This window comes from Arthrobacter liuii (genome assembly GCF_014639275.1).
Taxonomy (GTDB): domain Bacteria; phylum Actinomycetota; class Actinomycetes; order Actinomycetales; family Micrococcaceae; genus Arthrobacter; species Arthrobacter liuii.
The window spans coordinates 103,931-120,865 of record NZ_BMFW01000008.1; the positions used below are offsets into that span (position 1 = coordinate 103,931).

Consider the following 16,935-nt stretch of genomic DNA (forward strand, 5'->3'; position numbering starts at 1 on the left):
CCGGGGGCACCGAGCCGGCTGCCCGCCGTCGTGCGCGGTATTGGATACCCTTGTCTGGTGATCGACGTAAAAGACCTCAGCGAAAACCCGGACAAGTTCCGTGCCAGCCAGCACGCCCGCGGCGCGGACGAATCAGTGGTGGACGCGATCATCTCCGCGGATTCAGCCCGCCGCGCGGCCCTGCTCCGCTTCGAGAACCTCCGCGCGGAGCAGAACGTGTTTGGCAAGAAGGTGGCGAAGGCCAAGGGCGAGGAGAAGCAGGCGCTGCTGGCTGAGGTCAAGGAGCTGGCCAACTCCGTCAAGGCAGCCTCCGCAGAGGCCGATGCCGCGCAGATCAAGCAGGAAGAACTGCTGCGCACCATCCCCAACCTGGTGGAGGACGGCGTTCCCGAGGGCGGCGAGGACGACTACGTTGTGGTCAAGACCGTCGGCACCCCGCGCGAGTTCCCGGACTTCGAACCGCGTGACCACCTGGAGATCGGTGAGCTGATCGGCGCGATCGACATGGAACGCGGCGCCAAGGTCTCCGGCGCCCGGTTCTACTTCCTGCGCGGTGTGGGTGCGCGGCTGGAGATGGCACTGCTGCAGATGGCTATGGACCAGGCCATCCAGGCAGGCTTCATCCCCATGATCACGCCCACGCTGGTGCGTCCCGAGACCATGCAGGGCACGGGCTTCGATGTAAAGCACGACGCCGAGATCTACCGTCTTGCCGAAGACGACCTTTACCTTGTGGGCACCTCCGAGGTTGCGTTGGCCGGGTACCACGCAGACGAAATCCTGGACTTCTCTGCCGGCCCCATCCGCTACGCGGGCCAGAGTTCCTGCTACCGCCGCGAGGCCGGTTCGCACGGCAAGGACACCCGCGGCATCATCCGCGTGCACCAGTTCAACAAGGTGGAGATGTTCATCTACACCACCGTCGAGGAGGCCGCCGCCGAGCACCAGCGGCTCCTGGCGTGGGAAGAGGAGATGCTGGCCAAGTGCGAGCTGCCGTACCGGGTGATCGACACCGCGGCCGGCGACCTCGGCATGTCCGCCGCACGGAAGTACGACTGCGAAGCCTGGGTCCCCACGCAGGGCGCGTACCGCGAGCTGACCTCCACCTCCAACTGCACCACGTTCCAGGCCCGGCGCCTGAACATCCGTGAGCGCATGGTGAACGCCGAAGGCGCCGCCAAGGGCACCCGCGCGGTGGCCACCCTCAACGGCACCCTGGCCACTACCCGCTGGATCGTGGCGCTGCTGGAGCACCACCAGAACGCGGACGGCTCCGTCAACGTGCCCAAGGCGCTGCAGAAGTACCTGGGCGGCCTCGAGGTCCTCCCGGTCCTCTAGGCACCATTACAACTCCCCGCCCCGTGGACTTTTCCTCCCGTCACGCACGGGGGTCTTGTCCACAGGGCGGGGTTTTCTGCGGCCGGATGCCTGCCGCGATGAGCCTTTGTCGCAGGACGTCGGGCGTGGACAAGGTCTTCCAGTCCCATCGGACCACTTTGTAGCCAAGGGCCCTTAACCGGTCTTCGCGTTTCTTCTCGGCCAGGATGGCTTCCTGGGTGCTTACTCCGGCGAGTAAAACCTCGTCGAGGTACTTTGCGTCGCCGTCGAACTCGCCGATCACTTTGGCCTCGGGCCAAAAGAAGTCGGTCCGCGCGATAAAGCCTTCCCGGTCATGGAACACGTGCTGAAGGACTGGTGCGGGCAAGCCCAGGACATGGATGAACGCCCGGCTGCGGGATTCCCCGACGGACTCTGACGCCTCATCGGCCAAAGCGAGCACTTCCTGGATGTGGCGGCGCTTGGCGGCCGAGGCAAGGCCGGCTGCTGCGTCGAGCAGCTGTTGGCGCGTCAGCGCTTCACCGGGACCGCGCCGTGGGCCAAGTACGGCATCCGCGATGGCTACGGCATCCGGAATTTCGAGCCGGACCATGCAGTCCATGACCGTCTGCGGCAGCGTAGTCACAGCGAACCCTTGGTACTGCACGGAATGGACGAGCCAGAAATGGCGGCTAAGCCCGTAGCTCCGGACGTGCTCTATTCCGGTCTTCCCGGTCTTGGCATCGCGTGCGGCGGCGGTGGTCGGTGATGCTTTGCCCGCTTTGTGCCGAGAGCTCGTGATGACGTGGATGTGGGTGGGCACCCCCGGACACGGAAGGTTCCAAATCCGCAAGGCCGTCAGATAACAGAAGGTCATGGACGGATCGACGGCGGCCACTGCTGCCATGGTGGTCCGGTACCGCTGCCACGGTTTGAGGGAAAGCCATGCCGCCTTGCCAAAATAGACGCCGGCCCGGACTCTGACCAGGGTCCCGTTCCTGTAGCCCCGGCTCAGCGAGCGGCTGCTCCCGGTCAGGGCCCGGCGACGGCTTGCCAGGACCAGGACCGCTTCATCGGATTTCATGACTCCATGCTCGATGGAACGCATGCCCACAGGGCGGGTCAGGACGGCCCATGTGGAAAACAGTCCGGGAATTCCCCGCACAACGGACTACTCCCCAGATAACGCGGCGGGGACTTGTCCGCGGCAGGGGGACTGCTGCGCGCCGCACTGCCCCAGCATGTGGGAACCCGCAGTTAACCAACAGTTCAATAAACCTGTGGCCCGCGTCCTAGCGCGTGTCAGTTGCGTCTGCTTCACTATGTGGATGACAACGCTGACTGAAACTTCAGTCGCCGGCAACGATGACCGGCGAGACAACAATCGAGACAACAACCAGGACAACGTCGGCTTCGCCGGCATCGACCAGAAGTTCATGGTCGCCCTGGACGTGGACGGCACCCTTGTGAACCATGACGGCCACATGTCCCCGGGCGTGCGGCAGGCCGCGCAGGCCGTGGTGGCCGCCGGGCACGAGGTAATGATCGCCACCGGCCGCTCCCTGAACGCCACCCTTCCCATCATCGAAAAGATCGGGATCGAACGCGGGTACGCCGTCTGCTGCAACGGCGGCGTGACCCTCCGGCTCCACCCGGAACTGGAAAATGGCTTCGAAGTGATCCACAAGGCCACGTTTGACCCCGCACCGGCCCTGCGCGCCCTTCGGGAACGGCTCCCCTCCGCCAAGTACGCATTGGAGGACGCAGACGGTAATTTCCTCTCCACCGAGCGGTTCCAGGATGCCAGCTTCGGGGTGGAAGCGGTGGGCGTGGACTTCCACACCATGCTGGAGGCCACCGCCGTCCGCGTGGTGGTGTTCAGCACCGAAAACACGCCTGAGGAGTTCACCGAGGCCATCAACCACGTGGGCCTCGCCGGAGTGACCTACTCTGTGGGCTGGACTGCGTGGCTGGACATCGCCGCCGCAGGGGTCACCAAGGCCAGCGCCCTGGAAAGCCTCCGGCTCCGGCTCGGTTTCGAAGAGCACCTAACGGTGGCAGTGGGCGACGGCCGGAACGACATCGAAATGCTCACCTGGGCCGGCCGCGGCGTCGCAATGGGGCAGGCCCCGGCGGAAGTGGTCGCCGCCGCGGACGAGGTCACCCACTCCGTGCATGACGACGGCGCCGCCCACGTCCTGCGCAGCCTCCTCTAGGTGGGAGGTGCTTTCGTTCGCCCCGATTCCAGTCAGCGCTCGCGGCCGAGGCAGAATAGAGGCATGACCCTTACGACGTTCGCCCTCGTCCGCCATGGCCAGACCGACTGGAACGCCGAGCGCCGGTTGCAGGGATCAACCGACATTCCCCTGAACGACGTCGGACGCGGCCAGGCGCGTGACGCCGTCGCCATCCTTGCCCCTTACGGATGGGACGCCATCGTCTCCTCGCCGCTGAGCCGCGCAGCCGAAACCGCGGACCTGATCGCCGAAGGACTCGGGCTGAAAGTGTCCCGCCGCGTCCCCGAGCTCACCGAACGCAGCTTCGGCCCGGCAGAAGGGATGCAGGCAGGCCCCGAGTTGGACGCGCTGCGTGTCCCGGGCGGATTCAAGGGCGCCGAAAGCGAAGGCGAGGCCGCCGACCGAGGCCTTGCTGCGCTTGAAGACCTTGCGGACGAGTTCCGCGGCCAGCGGCTCCTGGTGGTCACCCACGGGACCCTCCTGCGCGTCAGCCTCAGCCGCGCCGTCGGCCAGGCCCTCACCAGCGTGGACAACGCCGCACTCAACCTGGCCCACCACCACGCAATCGACGGCTGGAAGCTGGAGTACTTCAACGGCGAGCCCGTAATGGTGGCCACCGGCAGTTAGGGACCGGCGGCCATACGCCTACACGGCCGCGAGGATCAGCGCCAGCAACCGCGCGGCAGCAGGACGGGCAGCATGTTCCTCGTTCCACTGCGCCCGTGCCACAGCTTTGCTGACGGCCTGGGTGGTGATGCCCAGTTCCTGCGCCACCGCCTTCTGCTGGCCCCGGACCCCGGGCGTCAACAGGTCCAAAACCCGCCATTCCGCGCCTGAGCGGTCCCGGACGATGTGGCCCAGCAGCCGGAGGATGGCCTCGGCGTCGTGGGCAACATCGGCCAGCGGCCCCTCCACGGCAACCGGGACCCGCTCCTTGCTGTTTCTGAGCCGATCCACCGCCCTGCGGGCATAGACCAGGCTGTGGCCGGACGCGTCCTTGATCTGGTTGGGCAGCGGCTCGTTCACCGGCCCGGCGCCGATCCCCACGTACCAGTGCCCACTCCGCAGCGCGATCAATGCGGCTTCCACCGCCTGGTGCGGGCAATCGACAATCCCTTGGACCTCATCCTCCACGGACCGGTCAAAATCCAGGCGCGCGGGAATGTGCCGCAGCGCCTTGAGCAGCTGTGGGACCTGGTCGCCGTCGCGCCGGCTGTCCGTCTGGTTGATTGTCAACGTGAACATTCTGGGTACACACTACCCGGAAGCAGGAGCTGCGGAACGGCCAATGTTGCGAGTGCCCAAGACCCCAACTGGCGCTCCGCAACGGCGGCGGTACGACGACGGGGGTTGCCTGCCTGCCCCTCCATCTGTTGCGATGGGGGAACGGCCGCCTGCAGCGGCACACCCGACGTGAGGATGGTTATGGCCGGCAGCACTGGGCAGGACGAGATGCAGCAGGACGGGACGCAGCAGGACGACATGGGGCAGGAAGAACTTAAGCTCGTCGACCGGTGGTGGAGGGCCGCCAATTACCTCTCGGTGGGACAGATCTACCTGCGGTCCAACCCGCTGCTGCGTGAACCGCTCCAGGCAGAGGACACCAAGTCCCGCCTGCTGGGCCACTGGGGCACCACCCCCGGCCTCAACTTCGTTTATGCCCACCTGAACCGCGTGATCCGCCGGGACTCACTTGAAATGCTCTTTGTTGCCGGGCCCGGCCATGGCGGTCCCGCCGTCGTCGCCAATGCCTGGCTGGAGGGAACGTACTCCGAAATCTATGCCCATGTGGGAAATGACGAGGCCGGCCTTGCCGAGTTGTTCCGGCAGTTCTCCTATCCCGGCGGCATCCCCAGCCACGCCGCGCCGGAAAGCCCGGGCTCCATCAGCGAAGGCGGTGAACTCGGCTACTCCCTGGCCCACGCCTACGGATCGGTGTTCGACAACCCCCAGCTGGTGACCGCCGTCGTCATCGGAGACGGCGAGGCCGAAACCGGGCCGCTTGCCGCCAGCTGGCACTCGCACAACTTCCTGGACCCGGCAGTGGACGGCGCGGTCCTGCCAATCCTGCACCTGAACGGCTACAAGATCGCCAACCCCACCGTCCTGGCCCGCATGCCGCAGGACCAGCTGGAGCAGCTGCTGCGCGGCTACGGCCACGAGCCCTACTTCGTCACCGTGGCGGACCCGGACAACACCGAAAAGGCGCACCGCGACTTCGCCGCCGTCCTGGACCGCTGCCTGGCCGATATCAAAGCCATACAGGACGCCCACCGGCAGGATGCGGCCGGTGAACAGGAGGGGGAGGGCGGGCGCCGCTGGCCCCTGATCGTGCTGCGCTCGCCGAAGGGCTGGACCGGGCCCCGGACCGTGGACGGGCTGCAGGTGGAAGGCACCTGGCGGGCCCACCAGGTGCCGCTGTCCGAGGTCCGCACCAATGGCGAGCACCTGAAGCAGCTGGAGGAGTGGCTGCAGTCCTACCGCCCGGACGAACTGTTCGACGGCGACGGCCGGCTCCGGCCCGACGTTGCCATAGGTGCCCCCACGGGTGATTTCCGCATGAGCGCCACGCCGCATGCCAACGGCGGACTGCTGAGGCGCTCGCTGAAATTGCCCGCGTACCAGGACCACGCCGTCGAGGTCCCCGCCCCGGGCACCGACCGGGTGAGCCCCATGGTCACGCTCGGCTCCTGGATGCGGGACGTCATTGCGCAGAACATGGAGAACTTCCGGCTGTTCGGCCCGGACGAGACAGCCTCCAACCGGCTGCAGAACGTCTACGAGGCTACCGACAAGGTGTGGCAGTACCGGATTGACGACGTCGACGAGCACCTTGCGCGCTCCGGCCGCGTCCTGGAGGTGCTCAGTGAGCACCTGTGCCAGGGCTGGCTGGAGGGCTACCTCCTCACCGGCCGGCACGGGGTCTTCAACTGCTACGAGGCCTTCGTCCACATTGTCGACTCCATGTTCAACCAGCACGCCAAATGGCTGAAGGTGAGCCGCAGCTTGCACTGGCGCCAGCCGGTGGCATCGCTGAACTACCTGCTGTCATCGCACGTGTGGCAGCAGGACCACAACGGCTTCTCGCACCAGGACCCGGGCTTCATCGACCATGCAGTGAACAAGAAGGCAGAGGTCATCCGTGTGTACCTGCCGCCGGACGCCAACACCCTGCTGTCCGTCATGGAGCACTGCCTGGCCTCCACGGACTACGTGAACATCGTGGTCAGCGGCAAGCAGCCCTCGCCCACCTGGCTGGGTCCTGCCGACGCCGCCAACCATTGCCGCCGGGGCCTGGGCATCTGGACGTTTGCCGGCACGGAGGTGCCCGGCGAGGAGCCCGACGTCGTCCTGGCCTGCGCCGGCGACGTCCCCACTGTGGAGACGGTGGCAGCCGCGGAATTGCTCCGCGACGGCGCGCCCGGACTCAAGGTCCGCGTAGTCAACGTGGTGGACCTGATGCGGCTGCAGGACGACAGCGAGCACCCGCACGGACTTCCGGCGCATGACTTCGATGGCATCTTCACCGCGGACAAGCCGGTCATTTTCGCCTACCACGGCTACCCCGCCCTGATCCACCGGCTGGCGTACCGGCGCACCAACCAGCAGGGGCTGCACGTGCACGGCTATAAGGAAGAGGGGACCACCACCACCCCGTTCGACATGGCCATGCTAAACGGCATCGACCGCTTCAGCCTGGCCATCGACGCGATCGACCGCGTGCCCGGCCTGGCTGAGAAACACTCGCTCCTGCGCCAGGACCTCCAGGACCGGCGGATCCGCGCGCGCGAGCACACCCGCACGCACGGCGAGGACCCGGAGGAGATCCGCAAGTGGAAGCTGGGCGGCTGACTTACTGCAGGGGGAGTTCGTCCAGCCGGCACGAAGGCAGGTGGATCCAGCCTTCAGTGCACGCAGCCTTGGCATGGGCCTCATCAGGCAGGAGCGTACGACGACGGGCGGCGGCCCGGGCGGTCAACGAGGCGATGACCGCGTCGAACAGGTCGTCCGAAGCAGCGAGCCGGTCCCGGTGCCCGGCCAGGTCCAGCCACGGCGCCTGCTCTTCGAGGGCTGCCAGCAGTAGGCCGAGGCGTTCGGCTTCGGGGATGCCGCGGCCTTTGTAGCCGCGCCCGTTGAGGCCCCAGATCTTCAGCGATGCCGCCGGGTACACCTCGGCAAGCCGGCCTGAGCCGTCGCGTGGCTGCGGGCGGTGCAGCGCGGCGATTTTCGCCTGGATCACCGCGCAGCGCATGGCCGGGTGCGCCAGCCGGTCGGCGGAAACACTCAGCGGGATCAGCCCGGTCTCGCGCGTGACGAAGCGGTCGGTGTCCCGGTATGCCAGCAGCCTCCGGCCGGCGATCCCGTCGTGCTCCAGGACAGGGGCCGTCATGTTGTTCAGGTGGCCGGTGAGGAACGGGATCAGCGCGTCGGGCCAGCCCACGGGACAGTCGACGCCGGTCATTTCGCAGGTGCCGAACAGGTCCACGATCTCCTGGTCGTCCACGTCCAGGGCCAGGTGGGCGAGCCGCGCGGAGCAGCGGCCTGTGGTCCCACGATCCCATTCGATGACGGCCACGGCGGTCTTTTTGGTTGCCGCCGCAAGGTCTACGCCGAGGGTTTTCACGCCGCGTTCAAACGGCCCGGTACCGGAGGACCCCGGGGATGCCGCCGGACTTCCCGAGGTCCGCGCCCCGTGCGAAGCCGGCCCACAGCGCCCGCGTCGCGCGGCCTGCCGCCTCCACATCCTCCCAGCGGGCACCGGCGATCAGTCCCACCCCGTCCCACGTCTGCCGGCTGCCGAGCAGCAGGGGCAGGTCTACTGTGTGGGCGGCGCCGAAGATGTTGTTGGGAGCGTGCCAGTCCAGGACATAGCGGTATGCGTGTCCACCGGCCTTGGCGTGCCGGCGGGCGAAGCGGCGGGTTGCCCGGCCGTACACGGTCTCAGTGACCACCCAGTCGATGGCGCGCACGGCGGCGGTGCCCACCAGCGGCAGACCAGCCAGGCGCATCAGGCGCGGACTGCGGGGGAGGAACAGCCGCGCCTCCTCGGAAGTGTGGCCGATCAGCACGTCAATTGCTGGTGCCGACCGCTCCCAGGCCGTTTCGATGCCGGATTCTTCCGGGAGCGGATCGTGGCCGTACTGGGTTCCGAACGGCATGGCGGCAAGCATGCCGAACTTTTTGGCTACCTGGGCCACGTGTTCCTCACGTGCCACCACGTCCATGGCCGGGGTCTCCTCCGTCACGGCGTCGGCGGCGATTCCCATGGCATGGTTCATCTTCGCCCTTCCGCGGGCGATGCCCAGCGGCGCGCTCTGGATGATGGCGCGCCGAAAGAGCTGCGGTGCTTCCGGTGTTGCCATCAGGTGCGCAATCGCGTCGCCGCCTGCGGACTGGCCGAACGCCGTGACCTGGCCTGGGTCGCCCCCGAATGCCGCAATGTTCCGCTGCACCCACCGGAAGGCCTCGAGCTGGTCAAGGAGGCCCAGGTTGCCGGGGCGGCCTGCCGGTGTTGCCAGGAAGCCAAACAATCCAAGCCGGTAGGTTACGGAAACCACGATGACCAGGTTTTCGGTCACCAGCCTGGCCGGGTCGAAGATCGCCAGGTCACCCGAGCCCGTGGTGTAGGAGCCGCCGTGGATCCAGACCATCACGGGCAGCCGCTCTTCCCGCGTGACGTCGCCGGGCATGGTGATGGACAGGTTCTGGCAGTCTTCGCTGCCGGGCAGTTCGCCGTACCGGGTGCCCAGGACGTCATCAAGGAACGGAACGGGCCCCTGCGGGCAGGCAGGAGCGGGAGATGTGGCGGAAAGCTCGGTGGTCCAGTCCGGGGCCGGCGCAGGAGGCTGGAAGCGGGCCGCCGTGGCGTAGGGGATTCCGGTGGCACGGATGACGTCGCCGTCCCGCCAGCCGATAACCGGGCCGCAAGGGGGGTGGAACAAGAGCTGGGAAGTCAGGGCTGGCTCGGAATACACAGCCCCACCATGCCACAGATTCACGGAGGTCGGACAACGGAAAATCCCCGCCTACCGGACAACTCCCCCTTGCGTGAGGCGGGGATTTGTCCGGCAGACGGGGATTTGTGGCGAAGCCGCGCTAAGGCGGCCTCCGGAGGGACTAGTGGCTGGTGGGCACGTAGCGCTTGATGGACGCTTCCAGCTCGGCTTCGGCGGCGGCGCGGTCGCCCCAGCCTTCGGCCTTGACCCACTTGCCCGGCTCCAGGTCCTTGTAGCGGGTGAAGAAGTGCTCGATTTCCTTGATCAGGAACTCGTTGACGTCGCTGACTTCCTGGATGTGGTCGAAGCGGGCATCCACGGGAACGCAGAGGATCTTGGCGTCTCCGCCGCCGTCGTCGGTCATGTTGAAGACGCCGATGGGACGGGATTCCACGATGACCCCGGGGTGCAGGTCGAAGTCCTGCAGGAGCACCAGTGCGTCCAGCGGGTCGCCGTCCTCGCCAAGGGTGTTCTCGAAGTACCCGTAGTGCGTGGGGTACTGCATGGAAGTGAAGAGGACGCGGTCCAGGCGGACCCGGCCGGTCTCGTGGTCAACTTCGTACTTGACGCGCGATCCCTTGGGGATCTCGATGGTCACATCGTGCTTCATGGAATGCTCCTCGGCAATTGCAGGGGGTGCGCGGCACACTTGACGGGCCCACAAAAAAGAGTGTCGGTGCCGCCGACTATTATTGAGGATATAGCGAGAGGCCCTGGAATCAGGAACTTGTGGGGATATTTCAGGACTTGAGGACCAGCACCAGCATGACCAAAACAACCGGCCAAGGATCCTTGCGCGCCCGTCGGTCCAGGCGGGCCGGGAGCCGGGAGGGGCCGCGCAGGTCCTGGCCCCTGGCCCTGGCGGCCCTACTGCTGCTCGTCCTTGCCATCCCCGCAGTCCTGCTGGTGGCCCCCGGATTCCTCGGTCCCGGCGCCCCCGCGCCCACCCCGGCGCCGCCTGCGTGGCAACAGGCTCCCGCCACCCTTTCGGCCCCGCAGGTGCTTGCCCCGCTTCAGCCTTCCGCCCCGGTGCCCGTGCCGGCATCGGTGACGGCCCAGGTGGAACCTGTATTGATGTCCGACGGCGGCGGTACTTTCACGGGCATGGTGCAGGACGCGCTCACTGGCCAGGTCCTCTTTGACCGGGGCGCCGCGGAAGGCCGGGTGCCGGCGTCGAACCTCAAGCTGCTGACGGCGGTAGCCGCGCTGCGCACCCTGGGACCGGACCACCGGTTCACCACGAAGGTGGTGCAGGGCCCTGCCGCCGGACAAGTGGTGCTGGTGGGCGGCGGGGACGTCCTCTTGGGTGCCGGCGACTCGCAGCCGCAGCAGGTCATGGGCCATGCCGGCCTTGCCACCCTTGCCGCCGTTACCGTGGAAGCCCTGAAGACCGCCGGTGCCACTGGCGATATCAAGGTCCTGGTGGACGACTCCCTCTTCACGGGGCCGGCGCTGAATCCCAACTGGCAGTCCGGCGACGTGGAGGCCGGCGAAATAACCTCCCTGTACCCGCTGGCCCTCAACTCTGCCCGCTTCGACTCCGCCGTCACCGCGGGTCCCCGGCCCCAGGACGCCGCCGCGACCGCGGCGGAGGAGTTCGCAGGGCGGCTCCGTGCGGCAGGTGCCGGGGCGGGACTGACTGTGGCGGCCGGCGTCGAACGTTCACCCGGCGCTTCCCCAGCGAACGCCGCAGCCCTGGCCAGCGTTGACTCGGCAACCGTGGCGGAGCAGGTTGACCTGATGCTTCAGGTTTCGGACAACTACCTGGCCGAAACCATGGGCCGGATGGCGGCGGTGGCCACAGGCCGTCCCGGAAGCAACGACGGGGCCGCGGCTGTGGTCGCGGCCGAGGTCCGGGCCGCGGGCGTACCCACGGACACCGTAAAGCTCGTGGATGTGTGCGGGCTGGCCATGGGCAACCAGGTTTCGGCCCGCCAGTTCACGGAGGTGGTGCGGGCCATCACAACCGGCGCCGATCCCAGGCTCCGTGCCGCATTGGACGGCTTTCCCGTGGGGGGCCTGTCCGGCACTCTGGACACCCGCTACGGGGACGCCACCACATCGGGCGGCGCCGGCCTGGTCCGGGCCAAGACTGGGACGCTGAACACCGTGCTGGCGCTGAGCGGCTATGTGGTGGACGCCGACGGCCGCCTCCTGGTGTTCTCGTTCATCGGAAACGGCCTGACGCCCGGGGCGGCGGGCAACAAGGAAGCGCTGGACCGGGCGGCCACAGCCCTGGCCGGCTGCGGCTGCCGCTAGCGGAGGCACCAGGGACAAAACCGGGTGCCCCCGGACTCCGTTGGACCTCGGCGCGAGCAATGCGGTAATTTTGCCGAGGTGCTGTGGGGGGCTGCTTCCGCCGGAACCGGCGAAAGCCGATCTCGACAGGAAGGCCATTCATGGATGCCGGTGCGCTCAAAAGGACATGGTCCATGGCAGCCGCGTGCGGGGATGAAGTCCCCCTTTACTTCTATTCACACCTCTTCGTGTCCCACCCGGAGCTCCGCGAAATGTTCCCGGTCTCAATGGCCGGTCAACGGGACAAACTCTTCGCCGCCCTCGGACACATCGTGAGCCACGCGGACCAGATCGACCAGGTGGGCGGGTTCATCGGGCAGCTCGGCCGGGACCACCGCCGCTTTTCGGTGGAGCCGGAGCAGTACTCGATGGTGGGGGCTTCCTTCCTGGCAACCTTGCAGAAGTACCTCGGTCCGGAATGGACCGATGACGTGGCCCAGACGTGGGCTGAGGCGTACGGGCTCATTGCCAAGGTCATGGTCGTGGCCGCTGAGGAAGCATCGGATACAACTCCCCCTTGGTGGGAAGGCGAAGTCACCGCCGTCGAGCGCCGAAGCCTGGACATAACGGTTCTGGAGGTCCGGACCGCGGGTGGCTTTGAATATTCACCCGGCCAGTCGGCAGCCGTCGAAGTTCCTTCGCTCCCGCGGACCTGGCGCTACCTGAGTCCGGCCAATGCGCCCCGCCCCGACGGCACCATCGAGCTGCATGTCCAGCTGATCCCCGGCGGTCTCTTCAGCACCGCCGCAGTCCGGCGGACCAAGGTGGGGGACACGGTGCGCATCGGAGCCCCCGTCGGGGACCAGCTCACCCTCCAGGGACAGAGGGACCTGCTCATGGTTGCCGGCGGGACGGGGCTCGCCCCCATGGCCTCGCTCGTCGACGAAGTGCGGCAGCAGTGGAGCGAGCACGGCGACGGGCCGCGGGTGGACCTCTACCATGGGGCGCGCGTCCCATGGAACCTTTACGACCAGCAGCGGCTCACCGAACTCGCTTCAACGGAGCCGTGGTTCCGCTACCATCCTGTCGTTTCCGACGACGCGACCTTCCCGGGCGCCAAGGGCTATGTGGGCAGCGTTGCAGCCGCCCATCCAGAGGCGTCCCGGCGACTGGCCCTCGTGGCGGGATCGACAGCCATGGTGGGGCACACCATCAGTGAACTGGTCGCCGCGGGCACTCCGCGCAGCGACATCCGGTACGAAGACTACGCAGGCGTCGAGGACAACTCCTCGGCCACGGGCGAAGACCAGGAAGAGGAATACCATGAGCACCGCTAGCCCAGAAAACCGCATCAGCCCCTCGGATCTTCGCAACGCCTCCTTTGAAATAGTGGAACGGGGGTACGACCAGCGGGCGGTCCACGAGTTACTTCGGACCGTGGCCGAGCAGCTCGAGGCGGACCAGGTCCAGCCGGGTGGGGCAGCTCCTGCGGCGAAGGATGAGATGGTCAAAATCATCACGCAGGCCCAGGTCCTTGCGGAGAAGTTCGTGGCCGAGGCCGAGCAGTACTCGAAGGACCTCGTCGCCAGCGCACGCACCCAGTATGGCGAAATCCTGCGCCGCGCCGAGGAAGCAGCAGCCACGCACCACCCCGTCGCGGCTCCGTCGAATGAAGCGGTTGCCTACACCACCCCCATCAACGAGATCGAGTATGTCCGCACCTACACCAAGGTGGCCCAGGTCCAGCTCCGCGCGGTCATCGACGCCCTGGCCGAGCAGGTGGACCGCCTCGGGGACCTGCCGGCGGCACGGACCGACCGCAGCGGCAACAACGGTTAGGACTCGCCGCGCAGCTGCCCCGCAGCGGGGAAGGGAATCCCGGCAACAGTCCCCAATCCCGGACTTTGAGCGGAAGCAGTATCAACGGCGACATCGGTGCTTGCGGCAGTCCCCAGGAATGCAGCCATGACGACGGCGGCAAGTACCGATGCCCAGCCCTTGCGTGGGCCAGCGGTCAGGGCAGGGATGGGACGGTAGGGGATCATGGTGGCCTCCTTCGTAGCGGGATTTCTTCCGTGGTTCCACGGTGCCGGACTGGACTGGGACGGCGCTTTCGCCCTCCTGTGCAGCGGCTGTGGAAGTTCGCCGGTCAGCGAACTTAAGGACGTTCCCCGGCCTGCTGTGTTCTGATGGGAACCATGGAGTCCACTGCTCGCGAGTCCGCATCGACGTTGTCCCCAACAGCCCAGTCCCTGATCAACTGGGATCTCGCTGCTTCTGCCGCGGCGCGGCTGGCTCCTGCCGGCCCGGTGCTCGACGAAGCGGCCATCGGCGCGGCAGTCGACAGCCTCCGCCGGCTCGCGGACGCATCCGTTCCGCACGTCCACGAAATTACCGGGCTGGAAGCGGCGCGGGACCTGCGGGACTCATCCGTGCTGGTGGTGGACCGGGCGTCCTGGGCCAAGGCCAACACCCAGAGCTTCGCGGTGATGCTCAAGCCTGCCATGCAGAAAATGCTGGACAGCCGCCGCGGAAACCTCAGCCCCGGTGCCGCCCAGGTCAGCGGGGCCATCACCGGCAGCCAGCTGGGAGCCGTCCTGGCCTTCCTGTCCAGCAAGGTCCTGGGCCAGTACGACCCCTTCGCGGCGCTCGCTGAGAACTCCACTGCCCCCGCCGCCGGCAGGCTCCTCCTGGTGGCGCCGAACATCGTCTCCGTGGAGCGCGAGCTCAACGTCACGCCGGAGGATTTCCGGCTCTGGGTGTGCCTGCACGAGCAGACCCACCGGGTGCAGTTCGCGGCGGCGCCGTGGCTGCGCCATCACATGCTGGAACAAATCGATGAACTGAGCGGCCACCTCCTGGGCAACGTTGATTCCCTGATGGAGCGCGCCTCGGCTGCCGCGCGCTCGCTGAAGGACCGTTCCGCCACGGGAAATACGCCCGGCCGCGGCGCCATCCTGGACCTGCTGCAGGACCCGGAGGAAAAGGCCGCCATCTCGCACCTCACGGCCGTGATGAGCCTGCTCGAAGGGCACGCGAACGTGGTGATGGACGCCGTGGACGCGAGCATCGTGCCCTCCGTCAAGACCATCCGGCAGCGGTTCAACGACCGCGGCAAGGACCGCGGCGTGATCGAGAAGTTCATCCGCAGCCTCCTGGGCCTGGACGCCAAGATGCGCCAGTACTCCGACGGCGCCCGCTTTGTCCGTGCCGTGGTGGATGTGGCCGGCATGGATGGCTTCAACAAAGTTTGGGAGTCGGCGGACCACCTGCCCACCGAGCCCGAAATTCACGACGCCAAGCTCTGGCTCGAGCGGATGGGCCTCTGATCAATACCGCTTCCCAACCTGGCCGGCCAGCAAAGCCCGGCCAGGGCACGGCTTCCCAACGCAAGAGCGGACGACGCCGGCCGGGCAGGCTCGAACCGGTCGTCGGCACTGCGCGCAAAATGCTGCAAAGCGCCCTGGCCGAGGCCGGATATCCCCGCCACGTCGTGGTGGCCTGCAGTGGCGGCCCGGACTCCCTGGCGCTGGCCGCCGTCGCTGCGTACTTCGCTCGGCGCGGCCACGTGGATGGCCGGCCCCTGACGGTGGGCGCCGTGGTGGTGGACCACCAACTGCAGGAGGGGTCCGACGACATTGCCGCCCGCACGGCCGTGGCGCTGCAGGACCTGGGCCTGTCGCCGGTGGAAATCCGTACCGTCACCGTGGCAGGTGCCGGCATGGGCCCCGAAGCCGCGGCCCGGGAGGCGCGCCATGCCGCGCTCGAAGCCGCCGCCGCGGACCAGGGCGCGGAGGCAATCCTGCTGGGCCACACCCTCGACGACCAGGCCGAACAGGTACTGCTGGGCCTGGCCCGGGGCTCCGGCACCCGGTCCCTCGCGGGTATGCGGCCGGCCCGTGCCGGAACCGGGAATGCCGTCCTGCTGCGCCCGTTCCTTGGACTGCGGCGGCCCGACACCGAGGAAATCTGTGCCGTGGAGGAGCTGGACCCGTGGCACGATCCCACCAACGCCGACCCCTCCTTTGCCCGGTCGCGGACCCGGGTGGAAGTCCTGCCGCACCTCGAGGAAAAACTTGGTCCCGGCGTCGCCGAATCCCTGGCCCGGACCGCTGCCATCCTGCAGCTGGACGCCGACTACCTGGAGGATGTGGCAGAAAGCACGTACGCCTCCCTGGTGGTGCGGGACGGCCGGGAACTGAGCCTGCCGGAGGAGGCGTTGCGCGCCCTGGCTCCGGCCATCAGGTTCCGCGTCATCGCCAAGGCAGCGGCCGACGTCGGCGGGCAGCAGCCCAGCTACCAGCGCCTTTTGGCGGCGGAAGCGCTGCTCCGGCGGCAGGGCTCGGCCGGTCCCGTGGAGCTTCCCGGCGGCGTGAGTGTGTACCGGCTGTCCCTGGCCCAGCTGGACGGATCGAAGGATGCTGCCGTTCCGGGGACCACGGCCGGCGCCGATTCCGTTCCCCGCGATCGCGCGCGCTGTGGGAAGCTAGTATTCCGGCCTCAAAAACCGCCCGTAAAATAGTCGCACCCCGCATCTAAACAGGAGCCATTGGTGGATTCAAACGACGTCCAGGCAGATCTCAAGCACGTTCTCTACAGCAGGGAACAGATCCAGCAGCGCATCACCGAACTCGCCGCCCAGATCGACAAGGACTACGAAGGGCGCGAAATCCTCATTGTGGGCGTCCTCAAAGGCGCCGTGATGGTCATGGCTGACCTGGCCCGGGCACTGCACAGCCACATTTCCATGGACTGGATGGCAGTGTCCTCCTACGGCTCGGGTACCCAGTCCTCGGGCGTGGTGCGGATCCTCAAGGACCTGGACACCGACCTGATGGGCAAGGACGTGCTGATCGTTGAGGACATCATCGACTCCGGCCTGACACTGTCCTGGCTGAAGACCAACCTGGAATCCCGCGGCACCGCCTCCGTGGAAATCTGCACAGCGTTCCGCAAACCCACCGCCGCCAAGGTGGAGATCGACGTCAAGTACGTGGGCTACGACATCCCCAACGAATTCGTGGTCGGGTACGGCCTGGACTACGCCGAGAAGTACCGCAACCTGGACTTCGTGGGCACCCTGGCCCCGCACGTCTACGAGTAAGCCCTTCCCCGCGAGATGGCAGTTCAAGGCAATGGTGCCGCCT

General features: G+C 67.3%; 16 protein-coding genes. 10 read left to right on the forward strand and 6 right to left on the reverse strand.

The window, feature by feature from the left end:
* Positions 1-57: 57 nt before the first annotated feature.
* Positions 58-1,338 (forward strand): serine--tRNA ligase, encoded by a 1,281-nt coding sequence (gene serS, locus IEW19_RS10980; protein ID WP_188571662.1) that lies wholly within the window; start codon positions 58-60, stop codon positions 1,336-1,338.
* A 40-nt stretch (positions 1,339-1,378) separates the two neighbouring features.
* On the opposite strand, the gene IEW19_RS10985 is transcribed toward serS, so the two are convergent.
* A complete protein-coding gene (locus IEW19_RS10985; RefSeq protein ID WP_188571663.1) occupies positions 1,379-2,401 on the reverse strand; it encodes a PDDEXK family nuclease in 1,023 nt (340 codons plus the stop codon).
* A gap of 244 nt (positions 2,402-2,645) precedes the next feature.
* Between IEW19_RS10985 and IEW19_RS10990 the strand changes: the two genes are divergently transcribed.
* Both IEW19_RS10990 and IEW19_RS10995 read left to right on the forward strand, forming a co-directional pair.
* Positions 2,646-3,533, forward strand: coding sequence for an HAD family hydrolase (locus IEW19_RS10990; protein WP_188571664.1), 888 nt, complete (start codon positions 2,646-2,648; stop codon positions 3,531-3,533).
* 63 nt (positions 3,534-3,596) lie between these two features.
* The gene (locus IEW19_RS10995) at positions 3,597-4,181 is read left to right on the forward strand and encodes a histidine phosphatase family protein (RefSeq protein WP_188571665.1); all 585 of its coding nucleotides are present in this window, start codon (positions 3,597-3,599) and stop codon (positions 4,179-4,181) included.
* An 18-nt stretch (positions 4,182-4,199) separates the two neighbouring features.
* On the opposite strand, the gene IEW19_RS11000 is transcribed toward IEW19_RS10995, so the two are convergent.
* Positions 4,200-4,799, reverse strand: a complete 600-nt coding sequence (locus tag IEW19_RS11000) for a MarR family transcriptional regulator (RefSeq protein ID WP_188571666.1) — start codon at positions 4,797-4,799, stop codon at positions 4,200-4,202.
* Positions 4,800-4,979: 180 nt separating this feature from the next.
* On the opposite strand from IEW19_RS11000, the gene IEW19_RS11005 reads away from it, so the two are divergent.
* Positions 4,980-7,406: a phosphoketolase family protein gene (locus tag IEW19_RS11005; protein WP_188571667.1), complete on the forward strand. Its 2,427-nt coding sequence runs from the start codon at positions 4,980-4,982 to the stop codon at positions 7,404-7,406.
* 1 nt (position 7,407) lies between these two features.
* Here IEW19_RS11005 and IEW19_RS11010 read toward each other — a convergent pair whose 3' ends face one another.
* The 3 genes from IEW19_RS11010 to IEW19_RS11020 all read right to left on the reverse strand — a co-directional run bounded on the left by IEW19_RS11010 (position 7,408) and on the right by IEW19_RS11020 (position 10,160).
* Positions 7,408-8,178 (reverse strand): DUF429 domain-containing protein, encoded by a 771-nt coding sequence (locus tag IEW19_RS11010; protein WP_188571668.1) that lies wholly within the window; start codon positions 8,176-8,178, stop codon positions 7,408-7,410.
* A gap of 7 nt (positions 8,179-8,185) precedes the next feature.
* On the reverse strand, positions 8,186-9,529 hold the full coding sequence (locus tag IEW19_RS11015; RefSeq protein WP_188571669.1) for a carboxylesterase family protein: 1,344 nt from the start codon (positions 9,527-9,529) through the stop codon (positions 8,186-8,188).
* Between the two features lie 142 nt (positions 9,530-9,671).
* A complete protein-coding gene (locus IEW19_RS11020; protein ID WP_188571670.1) occupies positions 9,672-10,160 on the reverse strand; it encodes an inorganic diphosphatase in 489 nt (162 codons plus the stop codon).
* A gap of 155 nt (positions 10,161-10,315) precedes the next feature.
* Here IEW19_RS11020 and dacB point away from each other — a divergent pair, with 155 nt between their 5' ends.
* From dacB to IEW19_RS11035, 3 genes are all read left to right on the forward strand, one after another.
* Complete coding sequence (gene dacB / locus IEW19_RS11025) at positions 10,316-11,809, forward strand: D-alanyl-D-alanine carboxypeptidase/D-alanyl-D-alanine endopeptidase (RefSeq protein ID WP_188571671.1); 1,494 nt, start codon at positions 10,316-10,318, stop codon at positions 11,807-11,809.
* Between the two features lie 173 nt (positions 11,810-11,982).
* A complete protein-coding gene (locus tag IEW19_RS11030; RefSeq protein ID WP_229748432.1) occupies positions 11,983-13,125 on the forward strand; it encodes a globin domain-containing protein in 1,143 nt (380 codons plus the stop codon).
* Complete coding sequence (locus tag IEW19_RS11035; RefSeq protein ID WP_188571673.1) at positions 13,112-13,627, forward strand: DivIVA domain-containing protein; 516 nt, start codon at positions 13,112-13,114, stop codon at positions 13,625-13,627. Before IEW19_RS11030 ends, IEW19_RS11035 begins: the two co-directional genes overlap by 14 nt.
* Here the strand turns inward: IEW19_RS11035 and IEW19_RS11040 are convergent.
* Positions 13,624-13,833 (reverse strand): hypothetical protein, encoded by a 210-nt coding sequence (locus IEW19_RS11040; RefSeq protein ID WP_188571674.1) that lies wholly within the window; start codon positions 13,831-13,833, stop codon positions 13,624-13,626. The two genes, IEW19_RS11035 and IEW19_RS11040, sit on opposite strands and share 4 nt — an antisense overlap.
* 153 nt (positions 13,834-13,986) lie before the next feature.
* On the opposite strand from IEW19_RS11040, the gene IEW19_RS11045 reads away from it, so the two are divergent.
* The 3 genes from IEW19_RS11045 (at position 13,987) to hpt (ending at position 16,892) form a co-directional block, all read left to right on the forward strand.
* Positions 13,987-15,117 carry an Rv3626c family coenzyme F420 biosynthesis-associated protein gene (locus IEW19_RS11045; protein ID WP_188571675.1) on the forward strand — a complete coding sequence of 377 codons (1,131 nt, stop codon included), beginning with the start codon at positions 13,987-13,989 and terminating at the stop codon, positions 15,115-15,117.
* 119 nt (positions 15,118-15,236) lie between these two features.
* Entirely contained in the window at positions 15,237-16,310 is a 1,074-nt protein-coding gene (gene tilS / locus IEW19_RS11050) for a tRNA lysidine(34) synthetase TilS (RefSeq protein WP_188571676.1), read from the forward strand.
* Between the two features lie 30 nt (positions 16,311-16,340).
* Positions 16,341-16,892, forward strand: a complete 552-nt coding sequence (hpt, locus tag IEW19_RS11055; protein WP_142042755.1) for a hypoxanthine phosphoribosyltransferase — start codon at positions 16,341-16,343, stop codon at positions 16,890-16,892.
* The last annotated feature ends 43 nt before the right edge of the window (positions 16,893-16,935 follow it).

Coding starts and splice junctions, on each gene's coding strand:
- IEW19_RS10985 (WP_188571663.1), bottom strand. CDS start 2,401: ATGAAATCCGATGAAGCGGTCCTGGTCCTGGCAAGCCGTCGCCGGGCC.
- IEW19_RS10990 (WP_188571664.1), top strand. CDS start 2,646: ATGACAACGCTGACTGAAACTTCAGTCGCCGGCAACGATGACCGGCGA.
- IEW19_RS10995 (WP_188571665.1), top strand. CDS start 3,597: ATGACCCTTACGACGTTCGCCCTCGTCCGCCATGGCCAGACCGACTGG.
- IEW19_RS11000 (WP_188571666.1), bottom strand. CDS start 4,799: ATGTTCACGTTGACAATCAACCAGACGGACAGCCGGCGCGACGGCGAC.
- IEW19_RS11005 (WP_188571667.1), top strand. CDS start 4,980: ATGGCCGGCAGCACTGGGCAGGACGAGATGCAGCAGGACGGGACGCAG.
- IEW19_RS11020 (WP_188571670.1), bottom strand. CDS start 10,160: ATGAAGCACGATGTGACCATCGAGATCCCCAAGGGATCGCGCGTCAAG.
- dacB (WP_188571671.1), top strand. CDS start 10,316: ATGACCAAAACAACCGGCCAAGGATCCTTGCGCGCCCGTCGGTCCAGG.
- IEW19_RS11030 (WP_229748432.1), top strand. CDS start 11,983: ATGGCAGCCGCGTGCGGGGATGAAGTCCCCCTTTACTTCTATTCACAC.
- IEW19_RS11035 (WP_188571673.1), top strand. CDS start 13,112: ATGAGCACCGCTAGCCCAGAAAACCGCATCAGCCCCTCGGATCTTCGC.
- IEW19_RS11040 (WP_188571674.1), bottom strand. CDS start 13,833: ATGATCCCCTACCGTCCCATCCCTGCCCTGACCGCTGGCCCACGCAAG.
- IEW19_RS11045 (WP_188571675.1), top strand. CDS start 13,987: ATGGAGTCCACTGCTCGCGAGTCCGCATCGACGTTGTCCCCAACAGCC.
- tilS (WP_188571676.1), top strand. CDS start 15,237: ATGCTGCAAAGCGCCCTGGCCGAGGCCGGATATCCCCGCCACGTCGTG.